The sequence below is a fragment of the Aquabacterium sp. A7-Y genome (assembly GCF_026153205.1).
GTDB lineage: Bacteria > Pseudomonadota > Gammaproteobacteria > Burkholderiales > Burkholderiaceae_C > Caldimonas.
On the sequence record NZ_JAPFBW010000010.1, the window covers coordinates 135,968 to 149,803 of the forward strand.

The 13,836-nt window shown below is 68.8% G+C and carries 15 protein-coding genes; 11 read left to right on the forward strand and 4 right to left on the reverse strand.

Going from position 1 to position 13,836, the window contains the following annotated elements; translation table 11 throughout:
* Positions 1-108: 108 nt before the first annotated feature.
* Entirely contained in the window at positions 109-1,659 is a 1,551-nt protein-coding gene (locus OOT46_RS11360) for an amidase (RefSeq protein ID WP_265403711.1), read from the forward strand.
* A 351-nt stretch (positions 1,660-2,010) separates the two neighbouring features.
* Here OOT46_RS11360 and OOT46_RS11365 read toward each other — a convergent pair whose 3' ends face one another.
* The 3 genes from OOT46_RS11365 to OOT46_RS11375 all read right to left on the reverse strand — a co-directional run bounded on the left by OOT46_RS11365 (position 2,011) and on the right by OOT46_RS11375 (position 4,270).
* Positions 2,011-2,508 (reverse strand): host attachment protein, encoded by a 498-nt coding sequence (locus OOT46_RS11365; RefSeq protein ID WP_265403712.1) that lies wholly within the window; start codon positions 2,506-2,508, stop codon positions 2,011-2,013.
* Positions 2,509-2,679: 171 nt separating this feature from the next.
* A complete protein-coding gene (locus tag OOT46_RS11370; protein ID WP_265403713.1) occupies positions 2,680-3,264 on the reverse strand; it encodes a thioredoxin fold domain-containing protein in 585 nt (194 codons plus the stop codon).
* A gap of 52 nt (positions 3,265-3,316) precedes the next feature.
* A complete protein-coding gene (locus OOT46_RS11375) occupies positions 3,317-4,270 on the reverse strand; it encodes a LysR family transcriptional regulator (protein ID WP_265403714.1) in 954 nt (317 codons plus the stop codon).
* A gap of 144 nt (positions 4,271-4,414) precedes the next feature.
* Between OOT46_RS11375 and OOT46_RS11380 the strand changes: the two genes are divergently transcribed.
* The 6 genes from OOT46_RS11380 to OOT46_RS11405 all read left to right on the forward strand — a co-directional run bounded on the left by OOT46_RS11380 (position 4,415) and on the right by OOT46_RS11405 (position 10,198).
* Positions 4,415-5,428: a zinc-dependent alcohol dehydrogenase family protein gene (locus OOT46_RS11380; RefSeq protein ID WP_265403715.1), complete on the forward strand. Its 1,014-nt coding sequence runs from the start codon at positions 4,415-4,417 to the stop codon at positions 5,426-5,428.
* Positions 5,429-5,590: 162 nt separating this feature from the next.
* A complete protein-coding gene (locus tag OOT46_RS11385; protein ID WP_265403716.1) occupies positions 5,591-6,769 on the forward strand; it encodes a hypothetical protein in 1,179 nt (392 codons plus the stop codon).
* Positions 6,735-7,739 carry a 2-hydroxyacid dehydrogenase gene (locus tag OOT46_RS11390; protein ID WP_265403717.1) on the forward strand — a complete coding sequence of 335 codons (1,005 nt, stop codon included), beginning with the start codon at positions 6,735-6,737 and terminating at the stop codon, positions 7,737-7,739. The genes OOT46_RS11385 and OOT46_RS11390 overlap by 35 nt, the downstream gene beginning before the upstream one ends.
* A gap of 165 nt (positions 7,740-7,904) precedes the next feature.
* Complete coding sequence (locus OOT46_RS11395) at positions 7,905-8,480, forward strand: glutathione S-transferase family protein (RefSeq protein WP_265403718.1); 576 nt, start codon at positions 7,905-7,907, stop codon at positions 8,478-8,480.
* 90 nt (positions 8,481-8,570) lie between these two features.
* Positions 8,571-8,945: an XRE family transcriptional regulator gene (locus OOT46_RS11400; RefSeq protein ID WP_265403719.1), complete on the forward strand. Its 375-nt coding sequence runs from the start codon at positions 8,571-8,573 to the stop codon at positions 8,943-8,945.
* Positions 8,942-10,198, forward strand: coding sequence for a type II toxin-antitoxin system HipA family toxin (locus OOT46_RS11405; protein ID WP_265403720.1), 1,257 nt, complete (start codon positions 8,942-8,944; stop codon positions 10,196-10,198). Before OOT46_RS11400 ends, OOT46_RS11405 begins: the two co-directional genes overlap by 4 nt.
* A 9-nt stretch (positions 10,199-10,207) precedes the next feature.
* On the opposite strand, the gene OOT46_RS11410 is transcribed toward OOT46_RS11405, so the two are convergent.
* Positions 10,208-10,561, reverse strand: coding sequence for a nucleotide pyrophosphohydrolase (locus tag OOT46_RS11410; RefSeq protein WP_265403721.1), 354 nt, complete (start codon positions 10,559-10,561; stop codon positions 10,208-10,210).
* Positions 10,562-10,642: 81 nt separating this feature from the next.
* Here OOT46_RS11410 and OOT46_RS11415 point away from each other — a divergent pair, with 81 nt between their 5' ends.
* The 4 genes from OOT46_RS11415 to OOT46_RS11430 all read left to right on the forward strand — a co-directional run bounded on the left by OOT46_RS11415 (position 10,643) and on the right by OOT46_RS11430 (position 13,746).
* On the forward strand, positions 10,643-11,305 hold the full coding sequence (locus tag OOT46_RS11415; RefSeq protein WP_265403722.1) for an alpha/beta hydrolase: 663 nt from the start codon (positions 10,643-10,645) through the stop codon (positions 11,303-11,305).
* A 22-nt stretch (positions 11,306-11,327) separates the two neighbouring features.
* Positions 11,328-11,642 (forward strand): hypothetical protein, encoded by a 315-nt coding sequence (locus OOT46_RS11420; RefSeq protein WP_265403723.1) that lies wholly within the window; start codon positions 11,328-11,330, stop codon positions 11,640-11,642.
* Positions 11,643-11,777: 135 nt separating this feature from the next.
* Entirely contained in the window at positions 11,778-12,941 is a 1,164-nt protein-coding gene (locus OOT46_RS11425) for an acyl-CoA desaturase (protein ID WP_265403724.1), read from the forward strand.
* Positions 12,832-13,746 carry a YihY/virulence factor BrkB family protein gene (locus OOT46_RS11430; RefSeq protein WP_265403783.1) on the forward strand — a complete coding sequence of 305 codons (915 nt, stop codon included), beginning with the start codon at positions 12,832-12,834 and terminating at the stop codon, positions 13,744-13,746. Before OOT46_RS11425 ends, OOT46_RS11430 begins: the two co-directional genes overlap by 110 nt.
* Positions 13,747-13,836 lie beyond the last annotated feature (90 nt).

Here is a 13,836-nt window from a genome sequence, read left to right on the forward strand (position 1 = left end):
GCCGCCGGGAGGACTGGAGCGGGCGCTCGAGTGCCTGGCCCCGCAGCACCCGCACCCTCATGCCGGGTCCTTCCTTTCGATCGATCCTCATCAACCCGTGCCACAGCCATGAACCCTCCTCGCTCCACGACACGCCGCCAGTTTGTTCAATCCGCCGCCGCACTGGGAGTCAGCGGTCTGCCCCTGATGCCGGTCGGCGCCCGGGCGGCTCTGTCGCCCGCCGAATACACACGCCATGACGCGACCGGGCTGGCGGCCCTGGTTCGCAAGGGTGAGGTCAGTGCGCAGGAACTGGCGCAGTGCGCGCATGCCGCAATGTCAACCGTGAACCCGCGCATCAACGCCGTCATCGGGCTGATCGCCGTGGACGCCGGCGCGCTGCAGCAGGCCGCCAGCGGCCCCTTCCAAGGCGTTCCGTTTCTGCTCAAGGACGTCGCCATCGGCGCTCAGGGCGTGCCGCGGGAAATGGGCAGCCGTCTGCTGCAAGGCGTCTTTCGTTCGCAGCATGACAGCTATTTGATGACCCGCTTCCGGAAGGCAGGGTTGGTGAGCCTGGGCCGGACCAATACACCTGAATTCGCGTTCAACGTGAGTACCGAGCCGGCTGCCTTCGGCCCGACACGCAACCCCTGGGACCTGCGGCTCAGCGCAGGCGGCTCCTCGGGTGGATCGGCAGCCGCTGTCGCGGCCGGCATCGTCCCGATGGCTCATGCGACCGATGGTGGCGGCTCCATCCGCATCCCCGCTGCCCACAACGGGCTGTTCGGCCTCAAGCCGACACGCGGGCGGGTGTCACCCGGGCCCGAGGTGGCCGACCCGCTGTTCGGAATGGGCGTCGACTTCGCGCTGTCCCGCAGCGTGCGCGACAGTGCGGCCTTGCTCGATGCGGTGGAAGGGCCTGCGCCCGGTGACCCCTACACCATCGCCAGGCCGCAGCGCCCCTACGCGATCGAGGTCCACACAGCGCCTCGTCGTCTCAAGGTCGCTTTCCACGTCGATGCAGGGCAACTGGGCAGCACCGACCCGCAAGTGGTATCCGCAGTTCGCAAGACCGCCAACCTGCTGCAATCGCTCGGTCACCATGTCGAGGAGGCCCAGCCGAAGTACGACGAAGAGCTGTTCCATGCCGCCAACCTTCGCCTGTGGACCGCGTTTCTTGCCAGCGGCGTCGCGGCCTTGTCTCCAGTCGTCGGCCGCGTTCCGTCGCCTGAGAACCTCGAATCCAGCAGCTGGTCCAGCTATCTCGCCGGCAAGCGCATGACCGCCCTGGAGTTGGCCGAAGCTCAGGCGTGGATGAATGCCATCTGCCGGCAGGTGGCCCCCTTCTTCTCCCAATACGATGTGCTGCTGACCCCGGTGATGGCCGCGCCGCCGCTGCCACTGGGCACCTTGAACGCGAACGAGGCAGGCTTGAGCGCCGAAGCCCACTACCGCCGGGTGTTCCAGCATGCCCCTTTCACCGCGCTCTACAACATGACCGGCCAGCCCGCCATGAGTCTGCCCCTCGCCAGCAGCCACGAAGGCCTGCCCATCGGCATGCAGATCGTCGGTCAGTATGGCGATGAGGCGACCCTCTTTCAGTTGGCGGGGCAGCTCGAAAGGGCGTTGCCGTGGGCACAGCGTCGGCCCCCTGTACACGCCAGCCATGTGATGGGCTGAGTTTCACATGCACCGGTGAGGGAGACCGGAGGCACAAGGCGCAAGCAACGGTGCCGATCCTGCTCGACACCCCGGCTGGCACCGTACCGATCATTCCCTATCTGGTCGATGTACGGTGGGGCTTTGGCGCGGTCGAGGTGGTGAGGTGAAGAAGAAACCGAGCCGATCCGCCGCGCTGCAGGTCGGATCCATCTGGTTCGCCTAGGTGTGCTGGGGTATCAAGTAATTCGTGAACTGCTTGCTGCGGAGGCACGACCGTCAGCCCCTTCCGCCTCCACGAGGTCACGAGAGCAAGAAGCGCTGACGCAGCAAGCGCGGCGTCAGCGTGGCATTACCGTGGCGACACGGCCTTCAACGCGGCGCACCCCCCGCCGACGGCCGGGGGAACAGCCGCTGCGTGATGTCGCGGTTGGCCTCGTGAATCAGGTCCTTGTCGACTTCGTCGACCACCAGGCGGCTCACCTCATGGCTGAGCGCCTTGCGCAGCATGCCGAGGAAACGCGGTGCCGCGACGATGCGCAACTCGTCGAAGCGTTTGCGGTGCAGCGCGTCGCTCAGGTGCTCGGCCACGCGACGTGCAAAACCTTCGGCTTCGAGGTGCATCTGCTCCTCGCCGGCCGAGGCGGTGATGCTGGACGTGGGGGTCAGCCGGTGCACATTGCCCTGGCGCGCGCCTTGCGGGGCGCTGCCCGCGCGGCGGCCGTAGGCATCGCGCCGCAGGTCGGCGCTGTCGGCGTGTGCCGCGGCGTCGGTAATCTGTTCAACATCCTCCAGCTCGTCGCCGTCTTGCGGCATCTGCAGGATGCGAACGATGGCCTCGTCGGCCACCAGTACCCAGGTCTTCTTCATGACTGCTCCTTGCCGTCGTGATCCAGGGACGTGCGCCGCGGCGCAGGGTCCGTTGTCATCGAAGTGCGGCAACTGGCGTGCCCTGCCCCTGCCGTTCGTCAGGGCGGAGCAGGCCGCCCAAGCACGCGGGCAGCTTGAAGAAAATGCTGAAGCTGTGTGGCAGGCGGCCGCTCAGACGCCGGTGAGTTCCTGCAGCTGGGCCGTCGGCATCGCGCCGGCATGCGATCCGTATTGCCCCGTCTTGGCATGGCGGAAATAGACGACGGGCACGCTCTCGGCCCCCAGCTTCTTGAACAACTCCGTGTTGGCCGCCACCTTCGCCAGCGAGGCCGCATCGGCCTGCGGCGGGGTCAGCTTGACGCGCTGGTTGACCAGCGCCTCATGCCGCTCCAGCGCCTCCACGGGCTGCGGCGACGCGAGGATGGCCGCCCCCATCGGCGCCGAATCCGCGCCCAGCAGCTGCACGGGGATCCACACCATCTTCAGCTTGCCGAGCAGTGGCTTGGCCTCGGCCCAGAGCGTCGCGCAATGCGGACACTGCGGGTCGAACAGCACATACACGGTATGGGCCGCCATCATCTGGCCCACCTGCACGCCCGCGCCGCCGGAGACCAGCTGGTAGGCCTCCTCCGCATTCACCGCTGCCGCAGGCGTTGCGGCAGCCGGGGCGGCGTTGTTGTCCTGGCGCGAGCAAGCGGTCAGTGCGGCGCTGGCCAGCGCGGCGGCGAGAACGGTTCTGCGGTTGAGTCGGGTCATGGCGTAGACGGATCAAGATGACGAGCGGGCGAGCATGGGGCCGCTCGTCGGGTCAAACCGCTACCTTAACGCAATGAGACGGCCCGCCCTGAGCGCCGGCCCTGGCGCTCAGCAAGGCCGGAATCCCCTCCACCAGCGTATCGATCGCCACGCGCGTCTTCGCCGTCAGGTAGCGCGACTGAGGCCATACCGCCTGGATGTCGACCGAGGCCACGCGCCGGCTGCTGAACACCAGCTCCAGCGCGCCGCTCCCCAGGTGGGGTGCCATCAGCCAGCACGGCAGCCAGGCCAGCCCCACGCCGGCCACCGCTGCATCGGCGATCGCCTGCAGGTCGTCCAGCCTCACCCGCCCCTGGACGCGCACCTCACGGGTCTGCCCATCCTCGTGCTGCACCCGCCAGGGTTTGTCGCCGTCGGCGCGGTGGTAGAGGATGCCGGTGTGGTGCGACAGCTCGTCGAAGTTCGCCGGCCGCCCGTGGCGCGCCAGATAGGACGGTGCCGCGCAGATGCCCATGCGCTGCTGGCCCAGCCGACGCGCCGCGAGGCTGCTGCTGTCCGGCAGCGGCCCGATGCGCACGGCCAGGTCGTAGCCGTCGTCCACCAGGTCCACCACCCGGTCGCTGAAATGCATCTCGATGTCGAGGCGCGGATGGCGTGCCGCCAGCTGCAGCAGCAGCGGCGCCACGCAGTGCCGCCCGAACACCACTGGCGCGCTCACGCGCAGCCGGCCGCTCGGCTCGCGGCGGCCCGAGTCGAGCTCGGCCTCGCCGGCCTCCAGCTCGCCCAGCGCGCGCACGCAGCGCTCGAAAAACGCCTGCCCGTCGTCGGTCAGGCTTTGCGAGCGGGTGGTGCGGTGAAACAGTCGCGTGCCCAGGCGCTGCTCCAGCCGGGCGATGGTCTTGGCGACCGCCGACCGGGTCAGCAGCAGCCGCTCGGCCGCCAGCGAAAAGCTGCCGGCCTCGACGGCCTGCACAAACACGTCGATGCCACTGAGTCGGTCGTTCATGCGCGGATGATAGGCAGAAGATTGTCGCCTTATGGGAAACACATCGCCGAAGAAGATGCACCACTGTTGCCTCCAGGGCATCGATAGAGTTTTCTCCTGTCTGCAACCCGCGGCGTACAGGCCGCAAGAAACAGGAGGAATTTCATGAAGGCTTACCGCGTCGTTCCCGGTCAGGACATCGCTGGCCTGGAGCGTGTCGACCTGGCGTCCGGGCCGCTCGGGCCGCTCGAAGTGCGGGTCCGGGTGCGTGCCGTTTCGCTGAACTACCGCGACCTGATGGTGGTGCGTGGCCACTATCCGGTGGGCAGCGACCGTCCGATGGTGCCGGTATCCGACGGTGCCGGCGAGGTGCTGGAGGTCGGCTCGGCCGTGCAGCGCTTCCAGCCGGGCGACCGGGTGGTGACCACCTTCTTCCAGGGCTGGCAAGCCGGCGAGCGGCCGGCCGGGGTGGCGCAGACGGCGCTCGGCGGGCGCATCGACGGCGTGCTGGCCGAGGAGGTGGTGCTGTCCGAGAACGGCCTGCTGCCGGTGCCGGAGTCGCTCGACTTCCTGCAGGCCGCCACCCTCCCGGTGGCCGCCGTGACGGCGTGGACCTCGCTGTTCGTCCACGGGCGTGCCCGAGCGGGCGATAGCGTGCTGCTGCTGGGCACCGGCGGCGTGTCGGTGTGGGCCTTGCAGCTGGCCAAGGCGGCCGGCCTGCACGTGCTGCTCACCTCCTCGAGCGATGCCAAGCTTGCGCGCGCCCGGACCCTCGGCGCCGATGAGCTGATCAACTACCGTGACAACCCCGAATGGCAGGACGAGGTGCTGCGCCGCACCGGCGGCCGCGGCGTGGATCTGGTGCTGGAGGTGGGCGGCGCCGGCACCCTGGAGCGCTCCGTGGCGGCGACGCGCGACGGCGGCGCGGTGGCGCTGATCGGTGTGCTGGCGGGCCTGGGCCGGGCCTTCGACCCCCTGCCTATCCTCTTCGGAGGCAAGCGCCTGGAAGGCGTGCTGGTCGGCAATGCGGAGCACCAGCAGCAATTGCAGCGGTTCTTGACGATGACACGCATCGAGCCGGTGATCGACCGCGTGTTCGGCTTCGACGAGGTGCCGCAGGCTTTTGCCTGCCTGGCCTCGGGCGGGCACTTCGGCAAGGTGGTGGTGCGGCTGGACTGAGCGAGATCTCGCGGTCCGTCTGAGTGGCCCACCCCGTAAGCGCGGGGGGCAGGCATGCCATCGCGCGCTAGCTTTCAGGAATCGCCTGGAGCTTCGGGTGCGACGAGGGCGCGGGGTTTCTCGCGATCGCACCGGATGCCGGCCTTTTCGAGGAGCACGTCGATGCAAACCACTGCACTTGTCGGGACCGGCCTTGCTGCCTGCCTGTTGCTGGCGCCGGTGCCGCCTGTCCATGCCGCAATGGCCTACCACGCGATGCCGCTCTTCTCCCCCAATTCCTACCCGGGACGGTACGAGTTCTGGCCCGAGGCGCTCAACGGGAAAGGCGATGTGGTCGGCACCGTCCAGGGAACGTCTCTCGGCTACAACGCCGCCCTCTACAGCAAAGGAAGGTGGCAGGACCTCGGTGTCGTGGCGCGGGATTTCCACAGCATGGCTGTTGACATCAACGACCGTGGACAGGTGACCGGGTGGGCGCACCCCGGCCTTGGTGCCGGCATCCCTTACACGCATGCCTTTCTGTACGAGGATGGCCGGATGCAAGATCTGGGCAGCGTCGGCGAGACGGCTTCCGAAGCGACGGCGCTCAACGAAAAGGGAGAGGTGACGGGTCATGTCACCACCTACTTCTCCGGCAGAAACGCTCAGGAGTTTTTTCTCTACCGACAGGGCCGGATGACAAAGCTGGGTCACGGCAGGGCCTACGACATCAACGAAAGCGGGCAGATCACCGGTCAAGCGCCGAGCAGGGCCCAGCGTGGTCAGCAACACGCTTTCATCTACAGCGATGGCCGCACCCAGGATCTCGGTGCACTGGACGGTGACTACAGCACCGGCCACTCCATCAACGACAGCGGTCAGGTGACGGGCGCGTTCGGAACAGAGGGGGAGAGCGGGCGTGCGTTTCTCTACAGCGACGGGCGGATGCAGGACCTTGGCCCGCTGGTCGGTGATCGGAGTTCAGGAACGGCCATCAACAACCACGGCGACATCGTCGGCTGGAGTGAACAGGGCAGCTTCCTCTTCACGAACGGCGTCGTGCACAGGCTGGAGAGCCTGATCGATCCGGCCGTGCTTGCAGAGTGGAGGACCTTGAGGCCCCTCGATATCAATGATGCCGGCCAGATCCTGATGGAGGGCTCGACGTTGTCCCGGCAGGGCGCACTGCTCCTCACGCGTGCCGAGCCGGCGCCCGGGATCCTCTTGGGCGCCGGCCTCGGGATGCTGGGCCTGCTCGCCGCCCGGTCCTCGCGGCGGCAGGCTCCTGAGTTGCTAGGGGAGAGACCGTTCGCTCGGAGAGCCCGCCATGCACGTCGCGGTGTACAGCACCCAACCCTATGACCGCCGCTTTCTGGACGCGGCCAACACAGCCGGCCGCCATCGTCTTCGCTACCTCGAGCTGAAGCTCGAGGCCAGCACGGCCGTCACGGCCGCCGGCGCACAGGCCGTCTGCGTTTTCGTCAACGACCGTGTCGATGCCGAGGTGCTGACCCGGCTCGCCAGCCAGGGTGTGCGGCTGGTGGTGCTGCGCTGCGCCGGTTTCAACAACGTCGATCTCGCGGCCGCCGATCGCCTGGGGGTGAGTGTGGCGCGAGTGCCCGACTATTCGCCGCACGCCATCGCCGAGCACACGGTCGCGCTGATGCTCGCGCTCAACCGCAAGACACACCGCGCCTATGCCCGCGTGCGCGAAGGCAACTTCTCGCTCGAAGGCCTGCTGGGCTTCGACATGCACGGCCGCAGCGCCGGCGTGGTCGGCACCGGCAAGATCGGCGCGTGCGTCGCGCGCATCCTGCAGGGCTTCGGCTGCAGCGTGCTCGCCTTCGATCCCCGGCCCGACCAGGCCTGCCTCGGCGCCGGTGTCCGCTACGTGCCGCTGCCTGAGCTGCTGGCCGCCAGCGACATCGTCACCTTGCACTGCCCGCTGACCCCGCAGACACGCCACCTGATCGACGCCGCGGCGATCGCGCGCATGCGACGCGGCGCCATGCTGATCAACACCAGCCGGGGTGCGGTGATCGACACGCGCGCCGTCATCGAGGGCCTGAAGTCGGGGGGGATCGGCAGCCTGGGGCTGGACGTGTACGAGGAGGAAGCCGATCTTTTCTTCCGCGACCTCTCGGCCCAGGTGATCCAGGACGACGTATTCGCCCGGCTGCTGACCTTTCCCAACGTGGTGGTCACGGCCCACCAGGCCTTTTTCACCGAAGACGCGTTGACGGCGATTGCCGAGACCACCATCCGCAACCTTTCGGCCTTCGAGACCGGGGGCCGCCCGCTGCATCCGGTTTCGGTGGAGCGGCTGGCCTGAGGCCGCCGGGGGCTGGGCCTCGCGGCTGTGCGGCCTCCCCCGGCCAGGGCTCCGGTGTGAACCTTCACCCTGCGTGAGGGTCAAGCCCGGACGGTGGGCCGGCTGCGTAGCATGAGCGGGCCGCGCCTTTTTCATCCCGCTCCGACACCCCTCAAGGAGACCCCGATGAAGCTTTACTACAACCCGCAGAGCCGCGCCGCCATCGCCAAGTGGATGCTCGACGAATGCCGGGCGGAGTACGAACTGGTCCACATCGACTTCGAGAAGCGTGAGCACAAGACGCCGGAGTTCCTGGAGATCAACCCGGCCGGCAAGCTGCCCGCGCTGGTGGATGGCGAGACGCGGATGTTCGAGAACTCCGCCATCTGCCTGTACCTGGCGGAGAAATACCCGCAGGCGCGCCTCGCGCCCGCCGTCGGCGCCCCCGAGCGGGGCCGCTATCTTTCGCTGATGGTCTATGCCACCACCCAGCTCGAACCCGCGATGGGCGACGCCCTGCTCAAGCTCGAGACGCCCCCCGCGCGCGGCTGGACCGACTTCGAAACCGCCAAGGACGTGGTCGAGAAGGAACTGGGCGAGGGCCCGTGGCTGTTCGGCGAGTGGTTCACCGCAGCCGATGTGATGATCGGCTCGATGTTCATCTGGAAGCGCCTGTGGGGCGGCCCGCCCGACCGGCCGCGCATCGAGGCCTATGTCGACCGCCTGAAGCAGCGGCCGGCCGGCATGAAGATGGGCATGTGAGGGGCGGTTACGCGGACCGGAGACAGCCGTCTCGAAGTGCTGAGGTGACAAAGACTTTACTTAATATGGGTTTGGAGTAAACTCTTTGTTATGCCAAGAACCCCGGCCGCTCTGCTTACCCTGCCGCCCGCCGCCGCCGACGGTTTGCGCCGCCTGGGTGAGAACCTCGCCATCGCCCGGGTGCGGCGCAAGGAGACGCAGCGCGTCTGGGCGCAGCGCATCGGCGTGTCGGTGCCCACCCTGATCCGCATGGAGCAGGGCGACCCGGGGGTGGGCGCCGGCATCTATGCCACCGCGCTGTGGATGATGGGCCGCATCCAGGCCCTGCCCGAGGTCGCCGCGCCGGAACACGACCGGGGGGCGCTGGAAATGGACGTGCGGGAGGCGCTGCAGCGGCGCGCGGTCCGCTCGCCGGCCTCGGTCGAGGCGCGCCTGCGCGGGAAGAAAAAAGAAGGCCAGCCATGAACAGCCGCCCTGCCCCGTCCGGGGGCTACGAGCTCCGCGACCAGCTGTTCGTCTGGCTGCTGACCGACCCCGCGCAGCCGGTGCTGGTCGGCGAGATCCAGCTGGTCCGCACACGACGCGGCGCGGTGTCCTTCCGGTATGCCGACAGCTGGCTGCGTCACGGTTTCGCGCTCAGCGAGGACCTGCCCCTGGACCCCCAGGAGTTCCTCCCGACGGACAAGGACACGGCCCCCGGTGCCGTCGACGACGCGCGCCCCGACCGCTGGGGCGAACGGGTCATCCGCTTCCTCGACAAACCCCCGCGGCTGTCGCTGCTCGAATTCCTCTACTTCGCCGGCGACGACCGCTTCGGCGCCTTGGGCGTGTCCACTTCGGCCGACAGCTACCTGCCGCGAACCATCGGCCCGCTGCCCAGCCTGGCCGACACGGCCGTGATCCAGGAGCTGGTCGCCAAGGTGCTCTCCAACGAACCCATCCCGGCCCAGCAGCAGCGGCTGATCTCGCCGGGCGTCACGATGGGCGGGGCGCGCCCGAAGGCACTGATCGAGATCGAGGGCGAGCCCTGGATCGTCAAGTTCTCCGACGGCGAGCCGGCCGACACGCCGCTCGTCGAGCACGCCTCGATGACACTGGCGCGGCGCGCCGGCATCCGCACCGCCGAGACCCGCGCCCTGCCGCTGGTCGACGGGCATGCAGTGGCGGTGCGGCGTTTCGACCGCGAGGGCGGGCGCCGGTTGCATGCGCTGTCGGCCAACGTCGCACTGAAGGCGGCCGGCGAGGAGATGGGCTATCCGGAGCTGGCCCAGCTGCTGCGCCGCCGCGGCGTCGCGCAGGGCGGCCTGCAGGTCGCGCAGATGAAGGAGCTGTTCCGCCGCATGGTGTTCAACATCCTGCTGGACAACACCGACGACCACGAGAAGAACCACGTGCTGCTGGTCGACGACGCACAGCACTACCGCCTGGCGCCGGCCTTCGACGTGCTGCCTGCCGGCCAAGCGCTGGGCTACCAGCAGATGCGCGTCGGCACCGAGGCGGCCGACTCCACGCTGGAGAACGCGCTCTCGATGGTGCGCTACTTCGGCCTGAGCCAGGACCAGGCGGTGAAGGAGGTGCGCGAGGTCGCCGGCATCGTGGCCGAGTGGCAGGCGCACTTCACCGCCTGCGGGGTGCGCCCCCGCGACATCGAGCTGTACGCCGAGCAGATCGACCGGCCCTTCCTGCGCGAGCAGCGCGAGGAATTCGCGCCGGCCTAGGGCCGCGGCTCAGGCCTCGTCGTATTTCTTCGCACTGCCGCGCGAACGCTCGACCGGATAGCGGGTCTCGTTGCGGTCCATCTTCGCGTTGGCCGCCGCGATGAGGTCGATGCCCAGGCCGTCGGCCAGGCGCAGCAGATAGATCATCACGTCGGCCGCCTCGTCCTCGATGCGCTGGCGGCGCGCTGCGTCGGGCGCGTGGCTTTCGGCCTCGGTGAGCCACTGGAACTCGGCGATCAGCTCGCCGGTCTCGCCGGCCAGCGCCATCGCGAGGTTTTTCGGCGAGTGAAAAGGCTGCCAGTCGCGTGCGGCGGCAAAGTCGCGCAGGCGTGCGGTCAATCGGGCCAGGCTGTCGGGGTTCATGGTGCGTACTCTATCCTCCGGGGATCGGCCCTTCTTTCTCTTCCGGCCCCCACCCACCCACCTTCTCCGGAGCCCGACCCCATGTCCCGCGAAGCCATCGAAATCGAAACCGCCCCGAACCCGCGTGCCGCCGTCATCGTGCTGCACGGCCTGGGCGCCGACGGCAGCGACTTTGTGCCCATTGCCAAGGAACTCTCGCTGGGCCCGGTGGGTCCGGTCCGTTTTGTCTTTCCGCATGCACCGGTGCGGCCGGTCACGATCAACGGCGGCTACGTGATGCCGGCCTGGTACGACATCCTGGGCACCGACCTCGCCCGCCGCGAGGACGAGGGCGGCCTGCGCGAGTCGCACACCACCGTGCAGGGCCTGATCGCCCGCGAGCAGGCGCGCGGCATCCCGGCCTCTCGCATCGTGCTGGCGGGCTTTTCGCAAGGCTGTGCCGTCACCTTGATGGCCGGCCTGCGCCACGGCGAGCGGCTGGCCGGGCTGGTGGGCCTGTCCGGCTACCTGCCGCTGGCGGACAAGACTGCCGCCGAGCGCAGCTCCATCAATGCCGACGTTCCGGTCTTCCTGGCGCATGGGCGCTACGACGGCGTGGTGCCCATCGACCGCGCGGTCGCCACCCGCGATGCGCTGCAGTCGCTCGGCTATCCGGTGGAGTGGCACGAGTACGACATGGAGCACTCGGTCTGCATGGAGGAGATCGCCGACCTCAACCAGTGGCTGCTGCGCGTGCTGGCCTGAGCCACAGCGAGGAGGACGCGCGATGCACCTCGTCCAGCTGCTGCTGCCTCTGTTCGACAGCCACGGGCAGCGCTTCGACCGGCAGCTTTATGCCGACACGCGCGCCGAGCTGCTGGAGCGTTTCGGCGGGCTCACCGCCTACACGCGGGCCCCCGCCAGCGGCGTCTGGGAGCCCGACGACGGCCGGCAGCCGCCGGTGCATGACGAGCTGGTGGTCTACGAAGTCATGGCCGATACCCTCGAGGGCCCCTGGTGGCAGGCCTACCGGCGCACCCTGGAAGCGCGCTTCCGGCAGGACAGCCTGGTGGTGAGGGCGCACGAGGTGCTGCTGCTCTAAGGCCTCGTCACTCCCATGCAGGGGGGTTGACGGCGCTGGCCGATGCGCACTAATCTGTTAACCAATTAGCTAATTGCCTATCGAACAACTTCGGGCTCACGATGCCGACGAGCCCCCTTCAGCCGAGGAGCTTGCATGCCGCCCCTGTCGCCCCCTCCCGTCCTGCCTGCCGGCCTGCACACGCACCGGGTGCTCGCCGCCGCCCTCGACGAGGTCCGCCTCGGCCGGGTGCGCTGGGCGCCAGCGAAGTCGCTCTGGTTTTCCGGCATGGCGGCCGGTGCGGTGGTGGGCGGCGCCGTCACGTTCAGCCTGCCGGCCCTGCTGCTGTTTTTCGTCACGACCGGCACGGTCCTGCTGCTCGGCCACTCGCTGGGCAGCCACCGCAAGCTGATCCACGACAGCTTCCAGTGCCCCCGCTGGCTGGAGCGCCTGCTGGTCTATCTGGGCGTGCAGGTGGGGCTGGCCGGCCCGCTGGGCCTGCTGCGCCAGCACGAGCTGCGCGACTACGCCCAGCGCCTGCCGGACTGCCACGACTACCTCCGCCATGGCCGCTCCTTCTGGCACGACGCCTGGTGGCAGCTCCACTGCGAGCTGCAGCTCGACACGCCGCCCGAGGTGCGCATCGAACCGCGCATCGCCGAGGACCGCTACTACCGCTTTCTCGAACGCACCTGGATGCTGCAGCAGCTGCCCTGGGCTCTGCTGTTTTATGCCTGGGGCGGCTGGGCCTTCGTCTTCTGGGGTGTCTGCGCGCGCGTGACGGCCGGCGTCACGGGGCACTGGCTGATTGGCTACTTCGCGCACAACCACGGCCAGATGCACTACGAGGTGCAAGGCGCTGCGGTGCAGGGCCGCAACATCCGGCTGACCTCGCTGCTCACCATGGGCGAGTGCTGGCACAACAACCACCACGCCTATCCCGGCTCGGCCCGCCTGGGCCTGTTCGCCGGCGAGTGGGACCCGGGCTGGTGGGCGCTGAAGGCCCTGGAGCGGCTCGGCCTGGCGAGCTCGTTCCGCTTGCCCGAGCACCTGCCGGAGCGGCCCGAGCTGCGCGCGCTGGACCCGGCGGGCATGGGGCTTGCCGAATCGGTGGCAGCCCGCCGGTACGCACGCCGGCACCCAGCCACGGAAGCCCGCCATGAACCTCAAGCACGTCTGGCCGCTGGTCAAGCAGGCCGTCTCGCAGTGGATCGACGACAATGCCTCCAGCATGGGCGCCGCGCTGGCCTACTACACGGTCTTCTCGATGGCGCCGCTGCTGGTCATCGTGATCTCGGTGGCGGGGCTGGTGTTCGGTGAGGAGGCGGCGCGCGGCGAGCTGATGAGCGAGCTGCAGGGCCTGCTGGGCCAGGACGGCGCGCATGCCATCGAGGGCCTGCTGGAAAGCGCCAACAAGCCGGTCACCAGCACGCTGGCGACGATAGGCAGCCTCGCCGCCCTGCTGATCGGCGCCACCACCGTGTTCGCCGAACTGCAGAACGCGCTCGATCGCATCTGGCGGGTTCCCGAGACCGCCCTGGCCGGTGGCATCTGGGGTTTCCTGCGCTCACGGGTGCTGTCCTTCGGCATCATCCTCGGCTTCGGCTTCCTGCTGCTGGTGTCGCTGATCGCGAGTGCCGCGCTGGCAGCCCTGGGCAAGTGGTGGGGGCCGATGATGGGTGCCTGGGAGGCGGTGGCCACGGTGCTCAACTTCATCCTCAGCTTCGCGGTGATCACGGCCTTCTTCGCGATGATCTACAAGTTCATGCCGCGGCTGCACATCCACTGGCGCGACGTGGTGGTCGGCGCGGTGGTGACGGCGCTGCTGTTCACGGTCGGCAAGACCCTGATCGGGCTCTACATCGGCAAGAGCGGCGTGGCCTCGGGCTTCGGCGCCGCGGCCTCGCTGGTGGTGCTGCTGGTGTGGGTCTATTACTCGGCGCAGATCTTCCTGCTGGGCGCCGAGTTCACCTCGGTCTACGCGCACACCCATGGCTCGCTGAAGGGCCAGGAGCGCGGCTCGGCCGCTGCTCCTGCGAGCAGCGGCGCCCGGGTCGCGGGGCCACCACAGCAGCCGGCGGCCGCCGCCGTATCGGGCCGCCCGATGGCAGGCAGCCGGTCCTGACGGCGGCCATCAAGGGGTCGTTCCGCCCTCGGCGGCGCCGTGCTTCACCAGCCACCACCCCGGTGCGGATCTTCGGGTCCGGCGTGGTGA